Source organism: Streptomyces carpinensis, from assembly GCF_002154505.1.
GTDB lineage: Bacteria > Actinomycetota > Actinomycetes > Streptomycetales > Streptomycetaceae > Streptomyces > Streptomyces carpinensis.
Genome location: NZ_MUBM01000071.1, coordinates 1 through 26,427, shown reverse-complemented (window position 1 = coordinate 26,427; position 26,427 = coordinate 1). Strand labels below are relative to the sequence as shown.

Below are 26,427 nucleotides of genomic sequence, written 5' to 3'. Positions count from 1 at the left end.
GCCCTATGCCGTGGGCTTCGGCTTGCTCCCGGCCTTCGTGACCCTCGGTCTGTCGCCACCGGCCTGGCCCGCCTGGTGGGCGGTTGCGGCAGGGGTGCTCCTGGGGGTGGGGGCACACCTGGTCAACGTGCTGCCGGACATCGAGGACGATCTTGCGACCGGGGTGCTCGGGCTGCCGCAGCGACTGGGCGGCCCGGCCTGCCGGTGGCTGGCCCCTCTCGTGATGCTGGCCGCGGTGGGCATCCTCGTCGTAGGGCCGCCGGGTGCTGTGACGTTCTGGGACTGGGCGCTGGCGGCGGCCGCCGCGGTCGTCGCGGTTGCCGGTACGGCGGTGCCGCCGTCGGGGAGCCGAAGCCGATGGCCGTTCCGGGCGGCGATCGTCGTGGCGGGCATGGCCGTGGCCCAGCTTCTGCAACGCGGCGCGGAGATGACCTGACCCCGGTCCGACGAGGGCCGGCCGGGGCCGCACGGCACGCGTCAGCGTGAGGGTGTCCACCCCTGTTCCCCGGCTCGTCGGCACCACGGAGCAGGAGGGTCGCAGCAGCGCGGGAGGCAGTTCCGCTGCTGCGGTCATCAGGCGCGGCACTGTCCTGTCCACGGCCGTGTGTGCCGGTGACGAGCGGCTCCCGATATCGGCTTGTCGCTTTGTCGTCAGTAAGCACTACCCCAGATTCAGGCCGGGGCGTGGGCTTCGAGGAAGGGCAGGAGGAGTGCCATCGTTTGCTGCGGGTCCTCGAGCATGGGTGAGTGGCCGAGGCCGGGCAGGGTCTCGACCCTCGCACCCGGAACGGCGGTGTAGTCGGTGGCGGAGGACGGTCGCCACCTGTGGTCCTCCGCCCCGAAGATGACCAGTAGTGGCTTCCCGAGGGCAGCCAGTCTCGCCGGGACCGGGCGCTGTCTCATGTAGTCCTCCGCGCCCTGCGCTGTCGCGACAGATCCGTGGAGTGTCATGGCCCGTACGTCGTCCACGATCTGCTGCGGGACCTCGTAACCGGGGCGGCTGAAGGCGGTGCTCAGCGCCTTGCGGATCAGGCCGTCGGTCCGGACCCGCCACAGCAGGGCCCCGATGCCCGGTGCCAGCACGAGCCTCCCGGCGAACCCGTTCGAGATGAACGCGTCCAGGCGAGGCCCGGTGTCGATGAGGGCCAACGCGGTCACCAGGCCGGGCCGTTCCTCGGCGAGTGCGGTCACGACCAGACCGCCGGTGGAGTGGCCGATCCCGACGATCTGCTCCACGCCGAGCTGGTCAAGTGCGGAGCCGACCCGGCGTCCATGCTCGGGGAGCCGGTAGCCGGGGCCTTCCGGTTTGGCGGACCGACCGTGTCCGAGCAGGTCGATCCGGATGACTCGAAAGGCTCCGGCCAGTTCCGGCACGATCGCGTCCCACCAGTGCGTCGACCCGGCGAGGCCATGGACGAGTGCGAGAGCCGGGGCGTCGCGGGGGCCCTCCTGTCGTACGTGAATGTCCCCTTCTTCAAAGGGAAGAAGCAGGTCCTCAGTGGTCTTGAGCCAACTGTGGCGTCCGCGCGCCCCCGCGTCTTGGACGAATGTTCCAACCGGCCCGGGATGCGTAGCATCGGGGGATGCGATCCAGCGCGTACGAACGTGCGTCTGTTTGGGACGTCGTGAGCCCAGCGGGGCCCAGCCGGCTGGCAGGGGTCGGCATGGCGGGTTTCCGGGATGGTGGCGCGGCTTCGGCCGGCCAGCGGGTGATTCCGCATCCGTCCGTGATGTTGGCGGTGGATTTCGGCTCGGGTTCACCGGTCGTGGCCGATGCGGCGGGGCGGCGACAGAGGGGAAGCGTGGCCGCCGGACCTGGGATGGGGTTCGGCGGTTCGGTGTGGGTGCGGGGCGAGAACATCGAGTGCCTTCAGGTCCGCCTGTCTCCGCTGATCACGCGCACGGTGTTGGGGGTGTCCCCGGCCGACCTGGACGGTGTTGTGGCCCTTGACGATGTGTGGGGCAGGGAGGCGGCACGGATCCGCGAGCGGCTGAGTGAGGCGTCGTCCTGGGAGGAGCGCTTCGCATTGACCGAGGCGCTGCTTGAGCGCAGGTGCGGGGCACAGGCGTTGGTGGACCCGGAGGTGGCGTGGGCGTGGAGGCGGATCGTCGGCTCACGGGGGATTGTCCGAGTCGAGGGGCTGGCGAGCGAGGTGGGATGGAGCCGTAAGCGCCTGTGGTTCCGGTTCCGGTCGCAAGTAGGGCTGCCGCCGAAGCGCGCCGCGCAACTCGTCCGCTTCGACAGAGCGGTGCACCGCCTGGTGGCCGGTGAGGGCACGGCCCAAGTCGCGGCGGAGGGCGGCTACGCCGACCAGTTCCACCTGCACCGTGACGTCATGGCCTTCGCCGGAGTCACCCCGTCGGTCGTGGCCCGTGAGCCGTGGCTGGCAGTCGACGACGTCGCATGGCCCGACCACACTCGCTGACCGGTTGCCGGGCCCGACCTCACCCGGCTTCCTCCGCTGCTGGACGCCGTCCCACGGATCCGGGCCGGCCCACCGCCGCTGGGTGGTGGAGCGCACCTTCGCCCGGCCGAACGGTTGCCGCCCGCTGCACCGCCGTTGCGAGCGGAAGGCGGAGCACTTCCTGGCCTTCGCCGCCCGGCCGCCGCCATCATCGGTTACCGGCGCCTGCACGGCAGAGCCCCCGGCGGGCACCGTTAGTCTGATCCGCGTGACGGACGAAGCGACCGTATGGCGGTCCCTGGCTGATCTCCTTCCTCCCGCACCGGCACGGCAGGTCATGGACCGCTGGTCCATCGGTGAGCAGGAAAGCGCCCTTGACCTGGCCGTCTCCGCCCTGCTCGAGCATGACATCCCGATCAGCGCGAGCATCCGCGCGCAGTTGGCGGTCGCCTCGGAGATGTGGGGTCAGCGGGAGGCGCTCGAAGAACGGATCGGCCGGTGCCGCGCCGACGGCGATGTCTCCGCCCTTCGTTTGCTCGCTTTGGCGGATGCCGTTCCCCTCACCGGAGCCTCGGTCAGCGAGCGGCCAGAGCTCGCCGACCTGCTCGTGGTCCCGTGGATCCGCTGCGCGGTCTGCGAGCAGGTCCTCGGCCGTGCCCACGAGCGCGAACCCTGGGGTGGCCTCTCCTTCCTGGCCGCGCGCTACGTACTCTTCCGGCCCGAAGCACCCGCACAGGCCCAGGTCTTCGGCTCCACGTCCGTGTGGGAGGCCCTCACCGTCCTGGCTTCTTGCCCCGGTGACCAACCAGCGGCCCATCTCCGCCTGTCTCATCCCAGGACGTCGGCATCCGAGTTGGACTTCCGCGGGTGATGCCGTGCGCCTGGGTGTGCTCGACTGCACCCGATACCCAGACGTGCCCGTGGTTCGCGCTGCGTGGGCCGGGATCATGCCCCGGCCCGTCGGGTGGCGGGTGCCGCACCGCCGAACTGGCGCGATGCGTCGGTGTGGCCGAAGGCCTCAGCGCGGTCCAACGGACCATGCTCCGTATCTGTCACCGTTCGTCGCGGAAGCTCTTGTACTCGTCGTTCATGAGGTCCCAGAAGGAGCGGTAGCGGACCGCTCCGGGCAGCCAGTGGGCGAGGTACCAGGCTTCCCACTCGCCGTCCGAGGTGACCACGCATGGATTGAGGAGGTAGACGTCGGTGGTAGCAGATCCCGCCATGCATAGCAGCGCACACCATCTCGCCCCTCGCGTGGTCCCGATGGCGGAAGGTTAAGGGCGAGCACCGACACGGTGCCGCGCTTCGCACCCTTGGGACGCAACCCCCGACGGAGGTTGGGACCCCGGCGGGTTGTTGTGGTTTCTCGGGGGCCACGTGCCTTCTTCGTGGCTGTCGGCCTGCCGGCTCTGGGGCGGCCCTCTGAAGCGGCCGGGCGCCACGACCAAGCAGGTCTTGCGGACCGTCGTCGTCGAGCCGTCGCCGCGGCGCTTCGGCCACCGCTGTAACCGTTCCGTGGATGCGCGGTGCTGCCACTGCTTCGGCAGGGTCATGCCGAGGTCGAGTGGGGGTGTGCGAAGCCCCGGCGAACAGCTGTGAGGCGAACAGCGATGTGGATCAAGGTTTGCGGAACATTTGAGGTTTCCGCGGTGGGGACTTGGATGTCGGAGATGACGAGCAGTTCCCTGGTTCTCCCTGCAGACGGTGCCGATTCAAGCCGCCTGACCGCCCTGCTGCACCGTGCCGCCACCGGTCGGGACACTCAGGCCTGGAGCGACCTCTGGACGGAGCTTTATCACAACGGTTCGCTCGACGTGTCCCATCCGCTGGTGCTGCCGGCGCTGACGGACATGGTTGAGGGCGACGACGCTGACACGGCGGCCGCGGCCCTCCATCTGGCCGGTGCCCTCCTTGTACAGGCCGACCAGCGATACGAGACCCGGGAACTACGGCACCAGCACGCCCCCACGTCGCACGCCTGCTGGCCGCTGCGAACCGGTTGCGGCAGGCCACCGCTGACCCGAACGACTACTGCCACCTGCTTGAGACGGTCCTGAACCTGGAGGGCGACATCCACTGGGCCGAGGACCTTATCTGGGGCATCGTCAGCGAGGAGTACGAGCTCGAGTGCCCCGATCCGGACGGCTGCGCGGACCTCTGGGTGATCATCGGTCAGTGGGCTTCTTCAGCACGTCGGAGGACCACGCACTCTCCGACGACGCCGAAACCCTCCCTCTCCGTCCGGCCGCCCCCGGGACCCTGGACGGCCTCGGCCGTCGCCTCTACGAGCTGGCCCTGGCGGACGGCCACGAGGAGGTGGCGCACGCCCTGACCTATGCCTTCGGCGAGGCGACCTGTCCACAGTGCGAAAGGCGCTTCTCCGTCGTCGGACAGGTCGCCGCTCGCTGGGGCTGAGCAGCTGTTCCCTCCCCGTTGGGCGGTCGATCGAGTGGAACGGGACGCTGGGTCAGGTGAGTCAGCGCCACGGATGCGTGCAGAAGTGTCGGGTTCAGCGTTCCACCCATACGCCCGCGAACCGGCCGCGGAGGGAAGGTGAGCCGGCCGGTGCCGCATGCCAGGCCGAGCAGACATCCGTGCCCTGACGGGGCCGCGCGGTGGGTTCTCCGGCGGTGCTTCGGTGCGCGGCGTCACTGCATCGTGTGCATCCGGCGGATCTCGGCGGACTGCTGGGCGATGACGTCGTCGGCCATCTCCTCGATGCGGATGTTGTTGCCCTGGCCCTTGACGTCCGTGGCCATGGTCAGCGCACCCTCGTGATGCGTGATCATCAGCTTGAGGAAGAGTGCGTCGAACTTCTCGCCGTGGGCGGCGCGCAGTTCCGTGAGCTGCTCCTCGGTGGCCATCCCCGGCATCGCCCCGTGGTCGTGCCCGTGGCCCGCCTGCTCCCCGGCACCTGCCTCCTTCAGCCAGCTGCGCATGGTCTCGATCTCCGGGCCCTGTTCGGCGGTGATCCTTTCGGCAAGCTGCTTCACCTTCGTCGACCGGGCATGGCCCGGAGCCAGCCGGGTCATCTCCAGAGCCTGCTGGTGGTGGACGATCATCATCTGCGCGTAGGAGATGTCGGCCGTGTTGGGGCTGTCGTCCTGCTTGCGCCGCCGCTGGGCCTCCTCGGCGGACAGCACCTTGTTCTTCTCGCCGGGCTTGCCGGGCGCGATCACCGATGGGCCGCTCGCCGGACGGGAGTCGGCCGTCGCGGAGCCGTCGCCGGATCCGGAGTCGCAGCCGGTGGCGGCGACGGCGAGCAGGGCGAAGGCCAGCGGGGTGAGGGTGCGGGCGAACGTGCGGCGTGCACGGGAGAAGGGCACAACAACCTCCAGTTCCGGACGAGTTGGGGTCAATCGGTTGTGTCGCAGGGCAGGCGGTCTGTCTCTGCCCGATCCTCCTGGCACGCCGATGACACAACCGAGCAAGGGGATTTCATGGCAGTCTCGTTACCTCCTATTGATATGTGCATGGTGAAGACGATACTTCAAGGGTCCGAGAACCGTTCCCGTTTGAACGGAACATCAGGGAGGACGTAGTGACCCTGCGCCACACGACCCGAATCCGCCCAAGACGTCTGGGAGTCGCCGCCGCCGCGGCCGGCCTCCTGGCCGCGCTGCTCACGGCGGCTCCGGCGGCTGCCACCCCCGACCCGGGAGATGCCAAGAACTCGTCCAAGTCGGTGTCCGAGAGCACCGAGGCGGAGGTCAGGGCGGCCATCGCGAGTGAGGAGATCCCCGCACCCGACGAGATCGTCCACTCCGACAACATCACGCACGTCGCCCACGTGCCGAAGGCGGGCCTGGCGGACTACAACACCGACCTCGCCTTCCAGGGCAAGTACGCGTTCGCCGGCAACTACGACGGCTTCCGCATCTACGACATCAGCAACCCGAAGAAGCCCAGGACCGTCTCCGAGGTGCTCTGCCCCGGTTCGCAGAACGACGTCTCGGTCTCCGGTGACCTGCTGTTCCTCTCCACCGACTCCTCGCGCAGCGACAGCTCCTGCAACAGCACCACGCAGCCCGCGACCGAGAAGTCCTCGTGGGAGGGCATGAAGGTCTTCGACATCAGCGACAAGGCCAACCCGCGGTACGTCGCCGCCGTCGAAACCGCCTGCGGCTCGCACACGCACTCGCTGGTGCCCACGGCCAAGAACGTCTACATCTACGTCTCCTCGTACTCGCCGCGCGCGACCTTCCCCGACTGCCAGCCGCCGCACGACGGCATCTCGGTCGTCAAGGTCCCGCGCAACGCGCCGGAGAAGGCGGCCGTCGTCGGCTTCCCCGTGCTCTTCCCGGACGGCGGCAACCCGGGCGACAGGGGCAGCAGCGCCACCACCGGCTGCCACGACATCACTGCCCTCCCCTCCAAGGGCATCGCCGCCGGCGCCTGCATGGGCGACGGCATCCTGATGTCCATCGCGGACCCGGAGCACCCGAAGGTCATCGACCGTGTCGAGGACAACGTCAACTTCGCCTTCTGGCACTCCGCGACCTTCAACCAGACGGCTGACAAGGTCGTCTTCACCGACGAGCTCGGCGGCGGCGGCGCGGCCACCTGCAACGCCCAGATCGGCCTGAACCGGGGCGCCGACGGCATCTACGACATCGTCGGCAGCGGGGACGACGCCAAGCTGGTCTTCCGCAGCTACTACAAGATCCCGCGCCACCAGGCGGACACCGAGAACTGCGTCGCCCACAACGGCTCGCTGATCCCGGTGAAGGGCAAGGACATCATGGTCCAGGCCTGGTACCAGGGCGGTGTCTCCGTCTGGGACTTCACCGACTCCTCGCAGCCGAAGGAGATCGCCTACTTCGAACGGGGTCCGATCAGCGCCGACCAACTGGTGCTCGGCGGTTCGTGGTCGGCGTACTACTACAACGGCTACATCTACTCGAACGACATCGCCAAGGGCTTCGACGTCCTGAAGATCTCGGACAAGAGGACCGACCCCGCGAAGGAGGTCAAGTTGAAGGAGCTCAACGTCCAGACCCAGCCGGACTACTTCGACTGACCGTCCACCCGGCCCCCGGGTCGGTCACCGGTCACGAAGCGGTTTCCGCCCACGGGTCGGTCACCGGTCACGAAGCGGTTTCCGCCCACGGGCCGGCCCTCCGGGCAGGGCTTGCTCAGCCGGCAGCACCGCCGCCGCCTCCGGTGAGGCGGCGGCGGTCACCCGAGTTGCGCGTCGCGACGGCTCAATAGGTGAACCGCTGCAGCCCGTTCGCCCATGGATTCACCAGGTAGCCGGTGCGAGTGCCGGGGTCGAGGAACAGTCCCCGGCGGCTGGTGAAGTCGAAGTCGGCCGTGGACAGGGTGGAGTTCACCAGGTTGGCGATCGGATGCCGGGCGAGGACCTTCCCGGTGTCCGGGTCGAGGACGGTGACCTCGCTGAGGGCGTTGTTGTCGCCCGTGGTTCCCTCCTCGTAGAGGTGGGCGACGAGGGCGATGTGGTGCTCGGCGTCCAGGGCCGGCCACATGACGCCTCTGGTCCCCAGGTCGGCCGGCGCCGAGGTGGCCAGGGTCTTCTGGTCCGCGGAGCGCCACGTGCTGGTGGGGAACTCGCCGCTGCTGTAGTTGGGGGTGGCGGCCCCGGCGGCGACGTAGAGGTGGTTCCCCTTGCCGTCGGGCAGCAGCCCCGCGGTGCAGGCCGGCATGGTGGACAGCGGTGACACCTCGCCGCTGACCGGGTCGACCGACACGGCCGCGTAGGGGACGCGGCCGGACAGGCATGGGCCCATGGTGCCGGTGGTGGCGACGAAGAAGGTGCCGGTCGAGGCGTCCACCGAGACGTTGCTGAAGGCGCGTCCCGGGCTCGTCCGGTTGAGCGGGAGCGGTGCGGAGACCTCACCGGTGGCCATGTCGACCGTCCACAGGCTGGCCACGCCGGTCACTCCGTCGAACGTCGCCACTGCGGCCCGATGGTGCGCCGGGTCGACGACCCCGCCCTGGTAGTAGACCGAGGTCGAGCCGGTGCCCGGGTCCAGGGTGCTCAGCCGCACCCTGGTGCCGGTGGCGGTGTCGCGCAGGTCGACCTCAGGAAGCGCACCGCCGGCGAACGGCCGGTGCGCGACGAGGGTGTGGCCCGTCGTCGGGTCGGCGCCCACCACCTCCTGCATCATCGAGGTGCCGGTCTCGTGCGACACCTGCGTGCCGAGGCGACCGTCGGCCAGGGAGTAGGCCGTGGTGGCCGCACCCCGCAAGGAGACCCCGCCGTCGTCGCCCTCGGCGAAGTCGTCCGTGGCGAGCAGCGCGGTGCCGTCGCTCACCTCGAAGTTCTCCAGCGTTCCGGAGACCGTGTCGCCGTCGAGGTACTGGACGAACGACGTGGGCGACGCCTGTCCGACGGGTTTGCCGTCGCGCGTGGCGAGGATGCGGACCGGATACTGCAGGCCGGTGGGCAGGCCCAGCGACTCCAGGTCCAGGACCGTCCTGCCCTTGGCCGACGGCAGGGCCCGCAGCAGCGTGGAGGCGTGGTCGACGCCGTTGTCGTCGCGGCCGCTGCCGTTCTGGTTGGTCGCGGTGTTGAGGGCGCCGTACAGGGTCGGCGCGGGCGTCAGGAACTCGATCGCGGCGCCGTCGGCGTGCCGCACGGAACGAGTGTCCCAGGACACCGTCAACCGGGCGTCCGTACGGGTCAGTTCCACGGCGTGCGCCTCGGCCGTGGCCCCGTGGCCCAGCAGCGGTGCTGACGGTCGCCGGTCCGCGTCGGGTCCCACGCGCAGGGCCCGGAAGTCACCGAAGACCTGGCCGTCGTGGAGGGTGACCCCGACGCCGTAGAGACCGGCGCCGCCCGGGGCGAACGCGGCGGCCGGGATGGTCACCGAGCCCTTGGCGCCGGTGAGCCGGGTGCGCCACTGCGCGCGCCACTTGTCGCTCGTGGTGAAGGGGGTCCAGTGCCCGACCGAGGACAGCACCAGTTCCGGATCGGTGGCGTCACGCAGTCCGGTGAGGTCGTAGTGCACGGTGACCGGCTTGCCGAGCGGGGCCGAGCCGGGGGTGCTCGGGGCCTGCGGCTGCACATAGGTGCCGTCGGTGGCGGCGAAGGTGAGGTTCCGGGAGGCGGAGGCGACGACTGTGCCGTGGTCGAGTGCCTCGAACGTGGCCCGCACGTTGCGCGGTTCGGAGGAGACGAGCGGGAGTCCGGCCGCGCCGAGCAGTTCGCGGGGCAGGACGCGCAGGCTGGGGCCGGTGGCGGGGACGGTCGTTCCCTCGCCGCCGACGCGCAGCCGGTACGTCAGCCCGTCGTGTGCGCCGGTGAGGTCGAGTCCGAACGTGATCGGGGAGACCGCGTTCTGGCCGCTTCCCTCCGGGCCGGACAGGTCGATGGCGTCCGGGTCGGTGGCCTCGACGAAGGAGGTGGTGGGCGTGACGGAGAGCAGTTGGCGTTCCGCGACGGACAGCCGTACGGCGGAGGGGCTGAGGGCATGGCGGCGGGAGAGGACCTTCTCCACGGCCGCGGTCACGTCCAGTTGCGGGCCCATGTGCAGGTCCTGGTCGGCCTGCGGGGGCCGGGCGAGCGGCCGGCCGGTGGCGACGAGCAGGTCTCGGACCTGGTGCGGGGTGAGCCGCTGCCCGGTCGCCTCGGCCGCCGCCAGCACGTTGGCCGCCGCCGCGGCGATCATCGGTGCCGAGGCGGACGTACCGCCGTTGAGGACGACGCTCGTGCCGTCGGGGGTGTGGATCAGGGAGGGCAGGTTGTCGCCCGGCGCCGCCAGGTCGACGCGGGTGCCGAAGCCCGAGGAGTAGCCCGCCGAGCCGTTGTAGCGGGTCGTCGGGTAGACCGCGGTGCGGGTGTCGTCCGAGGTCAGGGTGTCGTCGACGGTGGTTCCGCCCGCGGCGATCACCCCGGTGTCGCGGACGAGCGACGGGGTCGTGGTCGGGGCGATGTCGTCGATGCTCGTCTGGGCGGCGGGCTTCGACGTCACATTCGTGGGTGTGCTGCCGCCGTCCGGGCCCACCGAGACCGGAAGTCCGAGGCGTGTGCCGTCGTTGGAGGACACGACCACGACGACGCCCGAGTCGACGATGGAGCGCAGGGTGTCCCTGATCGCCGGGTCGTCCTCGAGCCAGCGGGAGGGAAAGCCGATCGACCCGTCGGTGCCGAAGCCCAGGCTCGCGGTGATGACGTCGGGCCGCGGCTTCTGCGCCGCCGCGGCCCGCAGCGCCGTGGCGATGCCCTCGGCCGACGGCTCCTCGGGGACGACCAGCCGGTACTGCGCGCCGGGCGCGATGCCCAGCAGGTCGGTGGCGCCGCTGCCGGTGGCGCCGGGGCGCTGAAGGTCGTGCGGCAGCGGGGCCATCATCGAGAAGTCCAGCAGCACCTCGGCGAGGTTGGGGTCCTGGCCCTCGGTGGCTCCGGCAGGGTCGAGGCGGCCCTTGGCGTCGCTGGTGTAGGTGGGGATGAGCGGCAGGGACGGATAGTCCAGATAGCGCCGGCCGTCCTTGAGCACGGTGGTGGGGCCGTAGGCGCGTACGTAGTCGTCGCCGGCGTCGGCCATGCCCTGGTCGGTGAGGTCGCCGAGGGACACGTTGGTGACGATCTGGCCCTTGCCGGGCAGCGCGCCGAGATACGTCGCGGTGTCCTGGAACGCGCCGACGGCGTTCACTCCGCCGGAGTTGAGGTACGACTGGAAGGACGTCGCCAGGCCCTGGTTGGCGGGCAGGCCGTCCGCGGCGGTGACGCGCTTCTCAGCCTGTGCGCCCATGCCCTTGACGGCCGCGCGCACGCTCTTCGGCAGGGGGACGGCCCCCGAGTTCATGGTCTGCGGGCGGACGGAGGAGTCGGCCCCGCCGGTCGCGCCGCCCACGTCGTACGGTGCCAGAGCCTGGGCGTCGGCGCGGCGTTGGAGGAGGCCGGCGGTCGGGGTGATCGGTTCGCCGAGACCGCTGCGCCCCGTGGTGCCGGGGACGGGGAAGGCCCGGGTGGTGCCGTCCTTGCGGGTCAGGGTCCCTGTTCCGTCGTCGGACCAGTGCACCACCGAGCCGTCGTCGAGGGTGAGGGAGTGAGTGGTGGCGGATGCGGGCGGGACGGTCGGGGTGCCGGCGTCCGCGGCGTGCGCGATCGGGGTGGCGAGGGCTGCGAGCAGCACGGCGGCGAGCGCCGTCCGTCCGGCTCTGCCGAGGCGTGGGAACATGCAACGCCCTTCGAAGAGGAGGCGCGGACCGGCCGCGCCGTCGGTACGGGAGGGACGGAGCGCACCTTGACCGTGTCACGTCATACGTGACAAGACCCGGACGTGACGGGTTCGTGCAATTGCCCACATGCGCTACCGCCCCGTAACGCGTGAACGCTGACGTAGGCTGCACCAACGATGTGCACTACAACGGAAGTTCGGGCTGCATGGATGTGACGTCGGACGGCCCATGGCACGGAATCGGCCTTGACGCGCTCGCGTTCCGTGTCCTGGAGTACCTGGTGGGCCGGTCAGCCGCCGATTCCGCCACCGTGGCCACTGCGGTCGGTGCGTCCCGTGACGAGGTGGACACGGCCCTGCGGTCCCTTGAGGACGCGCTCCTGGTCATTCCCGTCCCCGGGCGGCCTCCGCGGTGGAAGGCCGGCCCACCGCGCGCGTCGCTGGGCTCGCTGCTGGCCCGCAGGCGGGCCGAACTGGCCCGCGCCGAGCGGTACATGGAGCAGCTCCACGACATCTACGACGCCGCGGCCGGCCCGCAGCACCTGCTGGAGGTCATCGAGGACGCCGAGGAGGTCAGCGCACGCTACGCGCACCTCCACAAGGCCAGCACACAGGAGATACTGCACCTGGCCAAGCCGCCGTATGTGACCGGGGCGTCCGACGACTCGGGGCAGGAAGGCGCCACCCGGCCGGAGTTCCGCGCGGGCATACGGCTGCGGTCGGTCTACGACGCCGAGGGCTTCACGGACACGGTGTCGCTGGAGACGGCGCTGCGCGGCAGCGAGGACGGCGGCGAACTGCGGCTCAGCTCCCGACTCCCCGTCAAACTCGTCCTGTTCGACCGGACCACCGCCCTGCTGCCCCTGCACGAGGACCGCCCGTCGGCGGGATCGCTCGTGGTCCGGTCGCCCGCCCTCGTCGGCGCTCTCGTCGCCTTGTTCGAGACGATCTGGAAGCACGCCGTACCGGTGTCGCTGGCAAGCCGCGACGACTGGCCCGCGCCCCGCCGCAGCCGCGATGCGACGCGGATCGACGACCGTACGCAGGCCATCCTCGATCTCATGGCGACCGGAATGAAGGACGACGCCATCGCCCGGGTGCTCGACGTCAGCCGTCGTACGGTGCAGAAACACGTGAGTGAGGCCGGCGCCGTGCTGGGTGCCAGAACACGTTTCCAGATCGCTCTGCGCGCGGCCGAACGGGGCTGGCTGAAGCTGGAACCACCCGCACTGGACTCGGACGCGTGACGGGTCATCTGTGATTCCGCGCAAACGGGAAGCCGACATCTGCTGACGGGCCACCGAACGCCGTCGGCCAATGAATCGCCCCCCGCGAGTCACCTGGCTGTACCTCCCGTCGGCCCCGGCCCCGGGCGTTCGGTGACGTGGCGCTGCCCGCTGTCGACCCGGCGGACATCTCCGCGGTCGCCGCGGCCGTGGCACCCTGGCCGCCGAACTCGACAAGCGGGCCGACGGCACCCTCGACGCCGAGGCCCGCGCGGTGATCCGGCGGCTGCTGGACTGGGCCGGACGCCAGTTCCGCGAGCGGGGCGTGTCCGACCCGGACGACCTGGCCCTCACCCTCGTCTCCGGATACCAGGGCATGTCACTCCTGGGCGCCCTGCGCAACCCGGACATCATGACCCGTGAAGGAGCCCGCCTGCTGCGCTGGCTCGACTCACTGTAGAGGCGTGTCCGTCGACCCCCAGGGAAATTCCTCGACGCCGAGTACTCCCAGCAGCTGAAGCCGTTCGCGGGCCTCGGCGTCCGCCGGGGTGAGCACCAGCAGTTGCTGGCCCAGGTCGGGAGTGACCAGGGTCTCGCAGTCCAGCAGCAGGGGCCCAACCCGCGGGTGCAGCAGTGTCTTGCGGTCGGCGCGCCGTACCGCCACCTCGTGCTGGGCCCACAACCGGCGGAAGTCGGCGCTCGCGGCCTGCAGCCGTTCGACGAGTCCGGAGACCACGGGATCGCCGGGGCGGCGGCCGGCGGCCGCGCGCAGGTCGGCCACGAGCTGGCGGGAGTGGTGCTCGTACTCTTCGGGCGGGTGGATGGCATGGACACCGGGTTCGGTGAACCAGCGGTAGGCGAGGTAGCGCCGGTCGCCACGCAGTCCGGTGTGGTCGCCCATCAGCAGGACAGCCGCCCGATTCTGGGCGAGGACCTCGCCCAGGTCCGACAGGACCAGTGCCGGAGTGTCACCGAGCAGGTCCAGCATGCGCACCAGGCCGGCACGGGCCAGGCGGGCCACGCTTTCGGCGGGCGGGGGCCGGTGGCCGGCCAGGTGGAACAGGTGGTCGCGCTGGTCGTCGCCAAGGTGCAACGCGCGGGCCAGGGCGCCGAGCAGTTGGGGCGAGGGCCGGCTGCTGCGGCCCTGCTCGAGGCGTACGACGTAGTCCACCGACATGCCGGCGAGCATGGCGACCTCTTCCCGGCGCAGGCCGGTGGTGCGACGGCGGGGGCCGTCGGCGATGCCGACCTCGGCCGGACGGATCGCCTCGCGGCGGCGGCGCAGGAAGTCGGCGAGCTCGTCACGTTGCATGACCCCATGGTCCTCGCGGCGGGCGCGGCTATCCAGGGAGTGGTTCTCCCATGATGAACGCTCCGCTCCCGGACGTCGCGGCGCGAGCCCACAGTGGCGGTCGGAACGATCACGAAGGAGGACGTGATGCAGATGCGAACCCTGGGCAGCACCGGCCCGGCCGTCTCCGCGCTGGGCCTGGGCGCGATGGGCATGTCGGGCGCCTACGGCGCGGCCGACCGCGCGGAGAGCATCGCCACCGTGCACGCCGCGCTGGAGGCCGGTGTCACGCTGATCGACACCGGCGACTTCTACGGCATGGGCCACAACGAACTGCTGCTCGCAGAGGCGCTGCGCGGCCGGGACCGGGACAGCTACCGACTCAGCGTCAAGTTCGGGATGGTGCGGGGACCGGGCCCGCAGTTCGGCGGGCACGACTGCCGTCCCGAGGCGGTGAAGAACTTCCTGGCCTACTCGCTGACCCGGCTGGGCACGGACCACATCGACATCTACCGTCCCGCCCGTCTGGACCCGGCGGTACCCATCGAGGAGACGGTGGGCGCGATCAAGGAGATGATCGACGCCGGATATGTGCGCCACCTCGGTCTCTCGGAGATCGACGCGGCGACCATCCGCCGAGCGCACGCCGTGCATCCGGTCGCCGACCTGCAGATCGAGTACTCGCTGCTCTCCCGTGCGGTGGAGGCGGAGGTTCTCCCCACACTGCGGGAGCTCGGCATCGGCCTGACCGCGTACGGCGTCCTCGGCCGCGGCCTCATCTCCGGGCACTGGTCCGTCGGTCGCACCGCAGGCCCCGGCGACAGCCGCGGCCTCGGCCCGCGCTTCTCGAACGGGAACGTGGAACACAACCTCGCCCTCGTGGAGGCTCTGCGCCGGGTCGCCGACGCGAAGGGGTGCACCGTCGCGCAGTTGGCCATCGCCTGGGTGGCCGCACAGGGCGAGGACGTCGTGCCGCTTGTCGGTGCCCGTACCCGCGAACGGCTGGCCGAGGCGCTGCCCGCGACGGCGCTGGACCTCACCGCGGACGACCTCGCGGAGGTCGAGAAGGCGGTGCCGCCGGGTGCGGCGCGCGGCGACCGGTACCCGTCCGCGTTCATGTCGGGTCTCGGCGTGGGGAACTGAGGCGGGCTCCAGAGGCCGGCTTCCCGGTGGGGTCCGCTCCGGCGAGGGCCGCTCCGGGAGCCGGCGCCACATGTCCTGAAACGACTCCGAGTCCTAGCTTGCTAGCATGCTAGCCTCGACCCTGTGGGCGACGAGGACGTCAAGCAGTTCAACGTGTACCTGCCGATCGGGCTGATCAAGCAGGTCAAGTACCGCGCCATCGAGTCGGGCATGTCCCTGTCGGCGCTGGTCGCCGAAGCGCTGCGTGCCTACCTCGACGACGGCCACGGGCGGCAGCGGGAATCGAACGAGAAGGAGGACTGACATGGCGACCGAGGGAATCGAGGCCGTGTTCCTGACGACCCACAACTGGGGCAAGGCGGCGCACTTCTTCCAAGGGCTGGGCTATGAGCTGGAGTTCGAGACCGACCACAACTCCGGCCGGCTCCGCAACGGCGAGGGTCCCTACGTCTTCATCGCCGAGGTCCCCGAGGACCAGGAGCCCCGAACTCGGATCGTTCTGAAGGTGGCCGACGCGGAGTCCTTCCGTCTCGATCCCGCCGTCGAGGTGGTCACACCGTTCCAGGACACCCACTACGGGACGCAGGAGATGACCGTCCGCGACCCCGACGGGCGCCTGTGGAGTCTTCAGGCACCCGGAAAGCACTGACCGGAACGAGGGCGAACGCCATGACAGACGAGCGGACCGGGATGCCGGACAGCACCGCGGTACGGACCGCCCTGTGGCGGGCGATGCATGTCGAGGTCGACTCGCCGCCCCATGTCTTCGAGGACGAGATCGGCCTGCGGCTGGCGGCTCCCGGCGGTGACTGGCGCCGCCGCCCGGACATGGACCCGCAGGCCACTCGGGGGTTCCGGGCGGGCATCGTCGCCCGCGCCCGGTTCATCGAGGACCTCGTCGTCGAGCAGGCCGACCGCGGCGTCACCCAATACGTCGTCCTGGGAGCCGGTCTGGACACCTTCGCCCAGCGCAGGACGGAGATCGCCTCCCGCATCCACGTCTTCGAGATCGACCAACCCGGCACGCAGGCCTGGAAGCGCCGCCGCCTGACCGAACTCGGCTACGGCGTCCCCGACCGGCTGCACCTGGTGCCGGTCGATCTCGAAGCGAGCGAGTCATGGCTTGAGCGGCTGGCTGCCGCCGGCTTCGACTCCGGCCAGCCCGCGGTCATCGTCTCCACCGGCGTCACCATGTACCTCACCAGGGAGGCCACCGCGGCCACTCTGCGCCAGATCGCCACGCTCGCCCCCGGCTCGACGCTCGCCATGACCTTCCTGCTGCCGGTCGATCTTCTCGACGAGGCCGATCGTCCCGGCCTGCGGGCGAGCAAGGACGGCGCGCGAGCATCCGGAACGCCGTTCATCAGCTTCTACGCCCCGCAGGACATGCTGTCCCTGGCCCGGGAAGCAGGCTTCACGGACGTCAGGCACGTGCCGGGAGCGACGCTCGCCGAACGCTACTTCGCCGATCGCGCCGACGGCCTGCGCCCGTCGAGCGGGGAGGACCTGTTGCTGGCCACCACATGACCCCTCGTCCACGCCCTCTCGTCCGGTCCGGGAACCTCCCCGGCCACCAGCGGCGCGCGCCGGCCCCGCGCGGCTCCCGACGCGCACCGTCGCACGCGTGCGGCGGGCGTTGTCGTAGGCGGGTGGCACAGTGACTGCCACCGAACGGGAGGAGCTGACGGACGATGGGCGATTTCTTCGAGCGGATCGTCGATGTCCAGGTGACCGGCGACGAGGCCGGGCCGCTCGCGGAGCGGATGGTCGACTGGATGGTCAGCGAGGGCCTGATCACGCGGGAGACGTCCGGCGACGGCGTGTACAGCCTGACCGTGGACCAGGGCCATGTGCCGGGCCCCGACTGGGTTCGGGCCGTCGCGGACGCGTCGGATTCGGACCGGCGACCGGGCCCGGTGGCCGTCGTCGTCGGGCGCGACCACCACGTCGGAGGGCAGGGAGCGGATGACGCGGAGTACGCCATCTGCCCGCGGTGCCGGACCAAGACCGTGATCATCGAATACCCCGAGGAGTTCGAGGCGGACGAGGAGGTATGGCGGCCGTTCAGGGACGGCATCGCGGCCTGGAAGGAGACGGGGGAGGGGAGTGCCCCCTGCTCCGCCTGCGGTGCCTCGGTCCCGGTCACCGAGTGGCAGTGGGAGCCCAACTTCGCGGTGGGCGCCCTCGCCTTCGACTTCTGGGGCTGGCCGCCGCTCTCCGCCGGCTTCTGCGCGCAGTTCAGCCGGCGGCTGGGGCACCGCATCGTGGGGCACATGGGCAAGTCCTGAAACGCCCCCCGCGCTCACCGGTGATCGGCTGCGTGAAGCGGTGGCCTCGTCGAGGCCCCTTCCGTAGCTACCGTTTCGGTGGGATTCGGTAGACGGAGACGTGGGATCGCGACTCGGCGGTGAAGGCGGCGCCGGTCCAGTCCGCGTCTCTGGTTTCGAGTTCGAATCCCGCGAGCTGGGCCATGAGGTCGAGTTCGGCCGGCCAGATGTAGCGGTGGGGGCTGCGGACCAACTGCGCCTGAGTGGTCTCGCCGAACCGGAAGTGGTGCGACACGACGTGCTGGCGCAGGACGTCGTAGGTGTCCAGACCGATGTAGCCCGGTTCGCACTGCCAGACGGTGGCCGTTTGCCCCGGCGGGAGTTTGCGCAGCTCGGGTACCCAGAGCTCGACCACGAACCGGCCACCCGGCTCCAGGTGCCGGGCCGCGTTGCGGAAGCACTCGACCTGCTCAGCCTGGGTGAGCAGGTTGGAGATCGTGTTGTAGACGAGGTAGACCAGGGTGTACTTCCCCGGGGCCAGGGCGGTCGCCATGTCACCGACGATCACCGGGATCGTCGCCTCGTCCGCCTTGGTGCGCAGTTGCTCCACCATCGGCGGTGACGAATCGATGCCGGTGACAGCGATCCCTCGCTCGGTGAGCGGGACGGCCACGCGGCCGGTCCCGACGGCGAACTCGAGCGCCGCTCCTTCCCCTGCGAGCTCGGCGAGGCGGTCCACTGCCGGGACCAGGACCTCGGGCGCGAACATGCCGAGTCCCGGCGTGTCATAGCCCCGGGCGGTATCGGCGTCCCAGATGTTCTCCTGCTGCATTCCGCTGAGGCTCGTCGCCGGGCTCTGCGATGTCCAGCGAATTTCCGCCTGTTCCGGGTGGGGGCCTGGAACAGGCACCGCAGGAAGGGGCCTTAGGGTTCGCGCATGACGGATGAGAACGAGCGGGCCGTTCAAGCGGCCGTCGACGGGGAGATGCGCCTTCTCGATCCGGAGGTGCGTGCGTTCCCGGCCCGTGTGCTGGAGCTGCTGGACCCGGAGTTCACCGAGATCGGTGCCTCCGGACGCCGGTGGGACGTGGGGTCGATCCTCACGGTGACGAGCGGTGGCTCGGTGTCCCCGGAGTCTCCGGTCAAGGTCAGCGAGATGTCCGGAGTCGTCCTTGCGCCAGGTGTCGTTCACCTGACGTATTTCGCCGACAACCAGGGCCGGCGGGCATGGCGGAGCTCTCTGTGGCGCCTGACGGAGACGGGCTGGCGGATGTACTTCCACCAGGGCACCTTGGTCGGCTGAGGCTGTGGAAGCCCGGCCGCCCTTCGTTCAGGAGGCGGGGATGCCGAGTTCGGCCGCGGGGGCGCGGCGGGCGAGTGGCGCGGTCACGCGGTGGCTCCTGCCGTCCGCCCAGTGGCCCGGAACGCGGCGAGCTTGGCCAGGACGCCGGGCAGCACCCAGTAGTAGACCCAGGTCCCGCGTCGCTCGCAGTCGATGAGCCTGGCCTGGCGCAGGAGCTTGAGGTGGTGGGAGATCGTCGGCTGGGACAGGCTGAAGGCCGGGGTCAGCTCGCAGACGCAGACCTCGCCGCCCTCTCCGCGCGAGGCGATCATCGACAGCAGGCGCAGCCGGATCGGGTCGCCGAGGGCCTTGAACACCTTGGCCAGTTCGGCCGCCTGGTCCTCGTCCAGCTGTGCGGCGGACAGGCCCGGGCAGCAGGTGGCGTCCTGCCCGATCACCTCAAGCTCTTGCTTCGACATAGCCTTATATTGACGTTCTTCGATCCAGGGCGCAAGGTTGCATCAATGAACGTCAATACAGCCCGTTCCGGGGTCGTGCTGTGCCCCGTCACCTGGGAGTGAGTCATGAGCGAGCAGTCCACCGACCTGCGTGAAACCGTCCGCCGGCGGTACGCGGGGGCGGCCGTGAAGGTCACCGAGGGCGGCACCGCCTGTTGCGGACCGCAGCCGGTCGAGGTCGACGAGAACTTCGGCTCGACGCTGTACGCCGCGGACGAGCGCGACGCCCTGCCCGCCGAGGCCGTCGCCGCCTCGCTCGGCTGCGGCAACCCCACCGCCGTCGCCGAACTGCGCGCCGGCGAGCGTGTCCTGGACCTCGGTTCCGGCGGCGGCATCGACGTCCTGCTCTCCGCCCGTCGCGTCGGACCGACGGGGAAGGCGTACGGGCTGGACATGACCGAGGAGATGCTCGCCCTGGCCCTGGCCAACGCGGAGAAGGCGGGCGCGACGAACGTGGAGTTCCTCAAGGGCACCATCGAGGCCGTGCCGCTGCCCGCGAACACGATGGACGTCGTGATCTCCAACTGCGTGATCAACCTGTCCACCGACAAGGCGGCCGTGTTCGCCGAGACCTTCCGCGTGCTCAGGCCCGGCGGTCGGATCGGTGTCTCCGACGTCGTCGCCGACGACGACCTCACCCCCCAACAGCGGGCCGAGCGCGGCGACTACGTCGGCTGCATCGCCGGCGCGCTCTCCTTCGCCGAATACCGAGCCGGCCTGGAGGCCGCCGGGTTCACCGGCGTCGAGATCACCCCGACCCACCCGGTCGCCGACGGCATGCACTCCGCCATCGTCCGCGCGGTCAAGCCCCTCGACGCCAAGGACGCCGCCGCCCAGGCCGTCTCGGGCGAGGCGTGTTGCCGGGCCGGCGCCTGCTGCACAACCGCGGAGACCTCCGCCGATCCCGCGCAAACGGTCACCGAGGCCAAGGCGGCCTCCGGTTGCGGCTGCCACGACTGACACGCGGCCCGCACGGCCGCGCGCCCGCCCTCGGCCACGGCGCGCGGCTGCGCCCTTCTCACCGAGCGGGTCAGGGCACAGGCGGTCCGACGGCGCCGGGCGGTGGGGCGTACCGGTCGCCGCGAGGCCCGCACAACCCGAGGCCGGCCGCGCGGCGGTCCGGACGTCAGGTCGCTTCCGCGCCGTATTCCGCCTGGTCAGCGGCACGGTCGTCACGGCCCGTCACATCCTCTGTCGCGCAGCCCAGTTCGCGTGGCCAGATGCCGTCGGGCGAGCGCAGCAGGCGGACGAAGGCCCGTTCGGCCGGAGACAGCAGCCGGTCGCGGCGCCGTACCAGCGACACCGGCCGCGGCCTCGGTTCCGGCCGTACCGGCAGGACCGTCAGCGCCGCGGAGCGCTCGACGTCGTCGACGACGGCGTGTTCGGAGATCAGTGCGACACCGAGCCCCGCCGCCACACACTGCTTGACCGCCTCCGGGCCCCACACGTCCGACCGGGACACACTCTGCGCGATGCCCCATTCGTCGAGGACGTGCTCCTGCTCGGTGCGCGTGTGGGAGCCCGGCTCCCGCATCAGGAAGCGCTCTGCCGCCAACTGGTGCGGCCGCAGCGGACCCGCGTGGCCGGCCAGCGGATGCCCGGCCCGCGCCACCAGGACCAGCCGCTCCCGCAGTACCGGCTCCACCAGCAGCTGCGTGGCGGCCGGACCGCCGGCCACCACGGCGATCCCGATGTCCCCGGCCAGCAGCCGCTCGGCCACCGCCCGGTTGTTGCCGACGAACACATCGCACTCCACCCCGGGGTACAGCTCGCGGAACCGGGCCAGCAGGGCCGGCAGCAGATAGGTGCCGACCGTCGTCGAGCCGCCCACCAGCAGCCGTCCGTGTTCGAGCGACGACACCTGCTGCACCGCCGCCACCGCCTCGTCCGCCAGCAGGAACACCCTCTTGGCGTACGCCGCGAGCACCTCGCCCTCAGCCGTGGGCCGCACCCGCGCCCCCGAGCGGTCCACCAGGGTCACCTTCAGCGACTGCTCCAGCCTCCGTACCTGGTTGGAGACCGAGGGCTGGCTCATGTACAGCTCGTGCGCGGCGGCGGAGAACCCCTGGTACTCCACCACCTTCAGGAAGATCCACAGGCGGTGCAGGTTGAGCTCCACGTCTCCTCCCCGGGCGGAAGATCACCAGGTGGGCGAGCGTAACCCAGTCTCACCGCGGTCGAACAGGCCCGTTCGACAGGTCGCGCGGACGCCCACCCTGCTATGGCGCCCATAGCGAACTTCGTGGTTCTGCCCCGCCGAAACCCGGTGGTACCCATGACAGCGAGGGACGCCCGATGGCCTCCCGCACCTTCGACCAACAGGGGTGGACGTACATGAATCCTGTCGCCGGCACCACGTGGCAGACCTCCGCCGACGGCCGGCTGACCGTCAACGGACGCACCTACCCGCGCCCCGGCCGCCCGGTCGTGGTCGTGTGCATCGACGGCAGTGAGGACGCCTACCACGAGCGGGCCGTCGCCGACGGGCTGATGCCCTTCACCGAGGCGATGCTGCAGCGCGGCAGCGATCTGCGCGGCGAGTGCACCATGCCGTCCTTCACCAACCCCAACAACCTCTCCATCGCCACCGGCGCCCCGCCCGCCGTCCACGGCATCTGCGGCAACTACTTCTACGACCCCGCCTCCGGCGAAGAGGTCATGATGAACGCGCCCGAACTGCTGCGCGCACCCACCCTCTTCGCCGCCTTCTCCCGCACCGGCGCGAAGGTCGCCGTCATCACCGCCAAGGACAAGCTGCGCCGGCTGCTCGGCAGCGGGCTCGCCGAAGGCGGCATCTGCTTCTCCGCCGAGAAGGCCGACCAGGTGAACCTGGCCGAGAACGGCATCGAGAAGGTCCTCGAATCCACCGGCCTCGATCTGCCCTCCGTGTACAGCGCTGAGCTCAGCGAACTGGTGATGGCCGCGGGCTGCGACGTGCTGGAGCGCGACCGGCCCGACCTGATGTACCTCTCGCTCACCGACTACATCCAGCACAAACACGCTCCCGGCTCCCCGGTCGCCAACCACTTCTACGCCATGCTGGACGGCTACTTCGCCCGCATCGACGCCCTCGGCGCGATCCTCGTGGTCACGGCCGACCACGGGATGAACGCCAAGTCCGACGCCGACGGACAGGCCCGGGTGATCTTCCTCCAGGACTGGTTCGACGCGCGCTCCGGCACCAACGCCTGCCGCGTCATCCTGCCGATCACCGACCCGTACACCGTCCACCACGGCGCGCTCGGCTCCTACGCCACCGTGCACCTGCCGGCCGGCGCGGACCGCGAGGCGCTGCTCGGCGAACTCGCCGGACTCGACGGCGTCGACACCGTCCTCACGCGCGAGGGCGCCTGCGCGCGGTTCGAGCTGCCCCCGGACCGGATCGGCGACCTCGTCGTCATCGCCGAACGCAACACCGTGCTGGGCACCACCCCCGCCCGCCACGACATCTCCGGCTTCACCGAGCCGCTGCGCTCGCACGGCGGCCTCACCGAACAACGCGTGCCGGTCCTGGTCAACCGGCCCGTCGAACTCCCGGCCGGACACCGACTGCGGAACTTCGACGCCTACTGGATCGGCTGCCACCTCGCGGCAGGGGAGCCGCTCACCGCCTGAGCCAGCCGCATCCCCCCACTTTTCCATCACGGCCATTCACCGCCCCTGGAACGCGAACGGTGACACCAGGGACGGCCCAGTACCGGCCCCGGCGCGCCGCCGAGGTGCGCGCCGGGGCCGTGCCGTACCCGGAGCCGTGCGCGGCCTCCCGCCCGCGTCGGCGCACCGGGCCAGCCCATCCGCTCCTTCGAGGATTGGACCCACACCATGGCCGAAACCGACCCAACCGTCACCACCCGGGAAGCCCAGCGCACCGTCCACCCGTACCTGGTGAGCCGACGGCTGCGCTGGCAGATCTTCGCCGTCACATGGATCGCCTACGCGGGTTTCTACTTCGTGCGGCAGGCGTTCTCGGTCGCCAAGCTGGGCATCCTCGACGACCCTCTCGTCTCGGGCGCGCTCACCGAACGCGTCCTCGGCGTCATCGACGCGGTCTACCTCGCGGCCTACGCCGCCGGGCAGTTCCTGTGGGGCGCGTGGGCGGACCGGTTCGGGCCGCGCGTCGTCGTCATCAGCGGCATGATCGGCGCGATCGGCGCCGCCTGTGTGATGGGCGCCTCCAGTGGCCTGCTGGTCTTCGGCGGAGCCATGGTGATCCAGGGCCTCGCCCAGTCGGCCGGGTGGGCGCCGCTGTGCAAGAACATGGGGGCGTTCTTCCCCCTCGCACAGCGCGGGCGCGTGCTCGGCATCTGGTCCACCAACTACGCCTTCGGAGGCCTGGCGGCGCCCCCGTTCCTCGGCTGGATCGCGTACTCCGTCTTCGACAGCTGGCATGCCGCCTTCTTCACCGGGGCCGCGACCCTCGCCGTCGTCCTGGTGCTGTTCGTCGCCTTCCAGCGCAACGCGCCCGAGGGGACGGAAGAGTCCGGGGCCCACTCCGGCACCGACAAGCCCCAGCGGAGTCTGGCGCTATACCGCAAGACCCTGCGCGACCCCATGGTCCTCACCCTGGGCGCCGCCTACTTCCTGCTCAAGCCCGCCCGTTACGCGATCCTGCTGTGGGGCCCCGTCCTGGTCAGCCGGCGTCTGCCGCAGGTCGACAAGGTGGGGGCCACGTTGATCCCCGTGGCCTTCGGCGCCGCCGGCGTGCTCGCCCCGATCGTCGTGGGCTGGGTCTCCGACCGGCTCTTCCAGTCCCGGCGCGTGCCCGCGTGCGTCCTGTCGCTGGCCCTGCTCACCGTGGTTCTGGCGCTGTTCATGCCGCTGACCGCGACCGACAGCGTCGGCGTCATGGTCGGCGTCCTCGCCGTGATCGGGCTGGCCGTCTACGCCGCGGACTCGATGATCTCCTGCGTCGCCGCGGTGGACTTCGGGGCCGAGGAGGGCGCGGGCACCGCCGCCGGACTGGTCAACGGCTGCGGCTCCATCGGCGCGATCCTCGGTGGTCTGCTGCCTGGTTTCCTCTCCGGCTCCACCCTGTTCATCCTCTTCTCCGCCGCCGCCGCGCTGGCCGGAGCGGTCATGGCCCCGCACTGGAACCGCCGCCCGCGCCCGGCCGTGGCCCAGTGAGCCCGCTCCCTCCTCCCCGCGAACTCCCCTCCACGAGCACCACTTTCCCGCACCTCACCCCCGTACCCGGCACGCTCAGATCGGAAGGCAGGGACACATGAACCGTCAGCACGCGGACACCGTCGTCGTCGGCGCCGGCATCGTCGGCCTCGCGCACGCGCTCGCCGCCGCCCGGCTCGGCCGCAAGGTCGTCGTCTTCGAACGCGACGACTTCGCGGTGGGGGCCTCCATCCGCAACTTCGGCATGATCTGGGCGGTCGGGCAGCAGCGCGGCAAGGTGTACCAGCGGGCGCTGCGCAGCCGCGAGGTGTGGCTGGAGGTGGCCGCCAAGACCGGCCTCTGGGCCCCCGAGACCGGATCCCTGCACCTGGCCCACCACGAGGACGAGGTCGCGGTGCTGGAGGAGTTCCTGCAGCTGAGCGCCCCGGCACGGGAACGCGGAGCGCGGATGCTCACTGCCGAGGAGGCCGCCGCCCGATCGGGGTACGTACGCCGCGACGGCCTGCACGCCGCGATGTGGAGCCCGACCGAGGTCAACGTCGACCCACGCCACGCCATCCCCGCCGTCGCCGAGTACCTGGCCGCCGAGCACGGCGTGGAGTTCCGCTTCGGCACGCACGTCCGCGGCATCGCGATGCCCACCGTCTCCACCACCGCCGGCGACTGGGACTGCGAGCAGGTCTACGTGTGCTCCGGCAACGACTTCGCCTCGCTCTACCCGGAGGTGTTCGCCGACAGCGGCCTGACCCGCTGCAAGCTCCAGATGATGCGCACCGCCCCGCTCGCCGGCGGCGGCACGCTCGGCCCGATGCTCTGCGGCGGACTCACCCTCCTCCACTACGCGTCGTTCGACGGCTGTCCCTCGCGCACCACGCTCGCCGAACGCATGGGCCGAGAGCGGCCGTTCCACCGTGAGCACGGCATCCACGTGCTCGTCTCGCAGACCGCCGACGGGCGCCTCACCCTCGGCGACTCGCACGCGTACGGCACCACCCACCCCCCGTTCGCCGACGGGGCGGTGGACGAGGCCGTCCTGGACTACCTGGACACCTTCGCCCTCCGCCCGCCCGAGGCGGAGATCACCGAGCGCTGGGTCGGCTACTACCCGTCCCTTCGTGACGGCCGCACGGAACTGGTCGTCGACCCCGAGCCCGGCGTCACCGTCGTCAACGGCGTCGGCGGGGCCGGCATGACGCTCTCCTTCGGCCTGGCCGAGGAGAACCTGGCCCGCTGAGCCGGCGCACATTCCGGAGGGCCGGTGCCTCCCACGAGAGGAGGCACCGGCCCTCATGTGTGTGCGGGCCCGGTCAGTAGGAGATACAGGCCGAATGCCATGCGGTGTAGAAGTCGAAGACCTCCGGCGAGCATTCCGGAGGACCGTACTGGCTGGCCTTGGCACCGGTGTGCGGCAGATGCGCGTAGGCACCCACGCCCGGCCGGTTGACGTGAAGCATGCCCGCCTCGAAGCGGTCGAGTGCCTCGAAGGCCCGCGCCTGCGAGGCCGTGAAGACCGTCCCGGACATGCCGTACTTCACCGAGTTGGCGATCCGTATCGCGTCGTCGAAGTCCACCGCGTCGACCACGGCGAGGACCGGACCGAACACCTCCTCCTGCGCCAGCTCCGCGTCCCACGGCACATCCCGGATCACCGTCGGCTGCAGGTAGCAGCCGTCGGGCAGGTCCGCGCGCTCCGCGCGGCCGCCGCCGCACACGACCTTGCCACCGTCGCGCTGCGCCCCCGCGATCGCCGCCAGCGCCGCGTCCATCCGGCCGGTGTCGACCACCGGGCACAGCTCGGACGCCTCGTCGAATCCCGGCCCCACCCGCAGGTGCGCCACCCGCGCGACAAGTCGCTCCAGGAACTCCTCGCGCACGCGTACGTCGACCACGGCCCGGCTGGTCGCCGAACACCGCTGCCCCGCCTGCCCGAAGGCGCCGTGCACGACCGCCTCCACGGCCTTGTCCAGGTCGGCGTCGTCGCACACCACGACCGCGTTCTTGCCGCCCAGCTCCAGCTGCGTACGCAGC

The 26,427-nt window shown here is 70.9% G+C and carries 24 protein-coding genes and 2 pseudogenes; 17 read left to right on the top strand and 9 right to left on the bottom strand.

Going from position 1 to position 26,427, the window contains the following annotated elements; translation table 11 throughout:
• Nucleotides 1-436: pseudogene (locus tag BZY54_RS10155) on the top strand (UbiA family prenyltransferase); the annotation flags it as partial.
• Nucleotides 437-672: 236 nt separating this feature from the next.
• On the opposite strand, the gene BZY54_RS10150 reads toward BZY54_RS10155, so the two are convergent.
• Nucleotides 673-1,464, bottom strand: coding sequence for an alpha/beta fold hydrolase (locus BZY54_RS10150; RefSeq protein WP_341868676.1), 792 nt, complete (start codon nt 1,462-1,464; stop codon nt 673-675).
• 200 nt (nt 1,465-1,664) lie between these two features.
• Here BZY54_RS10150 and BZY54_RS10145 point away from each other — a divergent pair, with 200 nt between their 5' ends.
• Together BZY54_RS10145 and BZY54_RS10140 are read left to right on the top strand one after the other, a co-directional pair.
• The gene (locus tag BZY54_RS10145) at nt 1,665-2,426 is read left to right on the top strand and encodes a helix-turn-helix domain-containing protein (protein WP_425276270.1); all 762 of its coding nucleotides are present in this window, start codon (nt 1,665-1,667) and stop codon (nt 2,424-2,426) included.
• 247 nt (nt 2,427-2,673) lie between these two features.
• Nucleotides 2,674-3,276, top strand: a complete 603-nt coding sequence (locus BZY54_RS10140; RefSeq protein ID WP_143668030.1) for a hypothetical protein — start codon at nt 2,674-2,676, stop codon at nt 3,274-3,276.
• 181 nt (nt 3,277-3,457) lie between these two features.
• Here the strand turns inward: BZY54_RS10140 and BZY54_RS10135 are convergent, their stop codons facing one another.
• Nucleotides 3,458-3,628 (bottom strand): hypothetical protein, encoded by a 171-nt coding sequence (locus BZY54_RS10135; RefSeq protein WP_244217069.1) that lies wholly within the window; start codon nt 3,626-3,628, stop codon nt 3,458-3,460.
• A 952-nt stretch (nt 3,629-4,580) separates the two neighbouring features.
• Between BZY54_RS10135 and BZY54_RS10125 the strand changes: the two genes are divergently transcribed.
• Entirely contained in the window at nt 4,581-4,820 is a 240-nt protein-coding gene (locus BZY54_RS10125; RefSeq protein WP_086724692.1) for a hypothetical protein, read from the top strand.
• Nucleotides 4,821-5,053: 233 nt separating this feature from the next.
• Here BZY54_RS10125 and BZY54_RS10120 read toward each other — a convergent pair whose 3' ends face one another.
• The gene (locus BZY54_RS10120) at nt 5,054-5,731 is read right to left on the bottom strand and encodes a DUF305 domain-containing protein (RefSeq protein ID WP_244217068.1); all 678 of its coding nucleotides are present in this window, start codon (nt 5,729-5,731) and stop codon (nt 5,054-5,056) included.
• A gap of 215 nt (nt 5,732-5,946) precedes the next feature.
• Between BZY54_RS10120 and BZY54_RS10115 the strand changes: the two genes are divergently transcribed.
• Nucleotides 5,947-7,425: an LVIVD repeat-containing protein gene (locus BZY54_RS10115; RefSeq protein WP_086724690.1), complete on the top strand. Its 1,479-nt coding sequence runs from the start codon at nt 5,947-5,949 to the stop codon at nt 7,423-7,425.
• A 184-nt stretch (nt 7,426-7,609) separates the two neighbouring features.
• Here BZY54_RS10115 and BZY54_RS10110 read toward each other — a convergent pair whose 3' ends face one another.
• Complete coding sequence (locus BZY54_RS10110) at nt 7,610-11,548, bottom strand: S8 family serine peptidase (protein WP_086724688.1); 3,939 nt, start codon at nt 11,546-11,548, stop codon at nt 7,610-7,612.
• Between the two features lie 149 nt (nt 11,549-11,697).
• On the opposite strand from BZY54_RS10110, the gene BZY54_RS10105 reads away from it, so the two are divergent.
• Both BZY54_RS10105 and BZY54_RS10100 read left to right on the top strand, forming a co-directional pair.
• Nucleotides 11,698-12,795 carry a helix-turn-helix transcriptional regulator gene (locus tag BZY54_RS10105; RefSeq protein ID WP_244217067.1) on the top strand — a complete coding sequence of 366 codons (1,098 nt, stop codon included), beginning with the start codon at nt 11,698-11,700 and terminating at the stop codon, nt 12,793-12,795.
• A 190-nt stretch (nt 12,796-12,985) separates the two neighbouring features.
• A pseudogene (locus BZY54_RS10100) lies at nt 12,986-13,234 on the top strand (TetR/AcrR family transcriptional regulator); the annotation flags it as partial.
• Here BZY54_RS10100 and BZY54_RS10095 read toward each other — a convergent pair.
• Nucleotides 13,226-14,086: a helix-turn-helix transcriptional regulator gene (locus tag BZY54_RS10095; protein ID WP_086724684.1), complete on the bottom strand. Its 861-nt coding sequence runs from the start codon at nt 14,084-14,086 to the stop codon at nt 13,226-13,228. The pseudogene BZY54_RS10100 and the gene BZY54_RS10095 overlap by 9 nt on opposite strands.
• Before the next feature lie 126 nt (nt 14,087-14,212).
• Here BZY54_RS10095 and BZY54_RS10090 point away from each other — a divergent pair, with 126 nt between their 5' ends.
• From BZY54_RS10090 to BZY54_RS10070, 5 genes are all read left to right on the top strand, one after another.
• Nucleotides 14,213-15,208 (top strand): aldo/keto reductase, encoded by a 996-nt coding sequence (locus BZY54_RS10090; protein ID WP_086724704.1) that lies wholly within the window; start codon nt 14,213-14,215, stop codon nt 15,206-15,208.
• A 123-nt stretch (nt 15,209-15,331) separates the two neighbouring features.
• Entirely contained in the window at nt 15,332-15,511 is a 180-nt protein-coding gene (locus tag BZY54_RS10085; protein ID WP_086724682.1) for a ribbon-helix-helix domain-containing protein, read from the top strand.
• 1 nt (nt 15,512) lies between these two features.
• The gene (locus tag BZY54_RS10080) at nt 15,513-15,857 is read left to right on the top strand and encodes a VOC family protein (RefSeq protein ID WP_086724680.1); all 345 of its coding nucleotides are present in this window, start codon (nt 15,513-15,515) and stop codon (nt 15,855-15,857) included.
• 20 nt (nt 15,858-15,877) lie between these two features.
• Nucleotides 15,878-16,735: a class I SAM-dependent methyltransferase gene (locus BZY54_RS10075; RefSeq protein ID WP_086724678.1), complete on the top strand. Its 858-nt coding sequence runs from the start codon at nt 15,878-15,880 to the stop codon at nt 16,733-16,735.
• A gap of 164 nt (nt 16,736-16,899) precedes the next feature.
• Nucleotides 16,900-17,496 carry a hypothetical protein gene (locus BZY54_RS10070; RefSeq protein WP_086724676.1) on the top strand — a complete coding sequence of 199 codons (597 nt, stop codon included), beginning with the start codon at nt 16,900-16,902 and terminating at the stop codon, nt 17,494-17,496.
• A 67-nt stretch (nt 17,497-17,563) separates the two neighbouring features.
• Here the strand turns inward: BZY54_RS10070 and BZY54_RS10065 are convergent, their stop codons facing one another.
• A complete protein-coding gene (locus BZY54_RS10065) occupies nt 17,564-18,307 on the bottom strand; it encodes a class I SAM-dependent DNA methyltransferase (protein ID WP_086724674.1) in 744 nt (247 codons plus the stop codon).
• Between the two features lie 105 nt (nt 18,308-18,412).
• Between BZY54_RS10065 and BZY54_RS10060 the strand changes: the two genes are divergently transcribed.
• The gene (locus BZY54_RS10060) at nt 18,413-18,778 is read left to right on the top strand and encodes a nuclear transport factor 2 family protein (protein WP_167413976.1); all 366 of its coding nucleotides are present in this window, start codon (nt 18,413-18,415) and stop codon (nt 18,776-18,778) included.
• 83 nt (nt 18,779-18,861) lie between these two features.
• On the opposite strand, the gene BZY54_RS10055 is transcribed toward BZY54_RS10060, so the two are convergent.
• Nucleotides 18,862-19,236 (bottom strand): ArsR/SmtB family transcription factor, encoded by a 375-nt coding sequence (locus BZY54_RS10055; RefSeq protein WP_208640608.1) that lies wholly within the window; start codon nt 19,234-19,236, stop codon nt 18,862-18,864.
• A 105-nt stretch (nt 19,237-19,341) separates the two neighbouring features.
• On the opposite strand from BZY54_RS10055, the gene arsM reads away from it, so the two are divergent.
• Nucleotides 19,342-20,235 (top strand): arsenite methyltransferase, encoded by an 894-nt coding sequence (gene arsM, locus BZY54_RS10050; RefSeq protein ID WP_086724672.1) that lies wholly within the window; start codon nt 19,342-19,344, stop codon nt 20,233-20,235.
• A 166-nt stretch (nt 20,236-20,401) separates the two neighbouring features.
• Here the strand turns inward: arsM and BZY54_RS10045 are convergent, their stop codons facing one another.
• Nucleotides 20,402-21,394: a LysR family transcriptional regulator gene (locus BZY54_RS10045; RefSeq protein ID WP_086724670.1), complete on the bottom strand. Its 993-nt coding sequence runs from the start codon at nt 21,392-21,394 to the stop codon at nt 20,402-20,404.
• A 176-nt stretch (nt 21,395-21,570) separates the two neighbouring features.
• On the opposite strand from BZY54_RS10045, the gene phnA reads away from it, so the two are divergent.
• From phnA to BZY54_RS10030, 3 genes are all read left to right on the top strand, one after another.
• Nucleotides 21,571-22,890, top strand: a complete 1,320-nt coding sequence (phnA, locus tag BZY54_RS10040; RefSeq protein WP_244217066.1) for a phosphonoacetate hydrolase — start codon at nt 21,571-21,573, stop codon at nt 22,888-22,890.
• A 207-nt stretch (nt 22,891-23,097) separates the two neighbouring features.
• Nucleotides 23,098-24,399, top strand: a complete 1,302-nt coding sequence (locus BZY54_RS10035; RefSeq protein ID WP_086724668.1) for an MFS transporter — start codon at nt 23,098-23,100, stop codon at nt 24,397-24,399.
• 97 nt (nt 24,400-24,496) lie between these two features.
• Nucleotides 24,497-25,633 (top strand): TIGR03364 family FAD-dependent oxidoreductase, encoded by a 1,137-nt coding sequence (locus BZY54_RS10030; protein WP_086724666.1) that lies wholly within the window; start codon nt 24,497-24,499, stop codon nt 25,631-25,633.
• Between the two features lie 73 nt (nt 25,634-25,706).
• On the opposite strand, the gene BZY54_RS10025 is transcribed toward BZY54_RS10030, so the two are convergent.
• On the bottom strand, nt 25,707-26,427 hold a 721-nt coding region (locus BZY54_RS10025; protein ID WP_143668029.1), incomplete at its 5' end, for an aldehyde dehydrogenase family protein.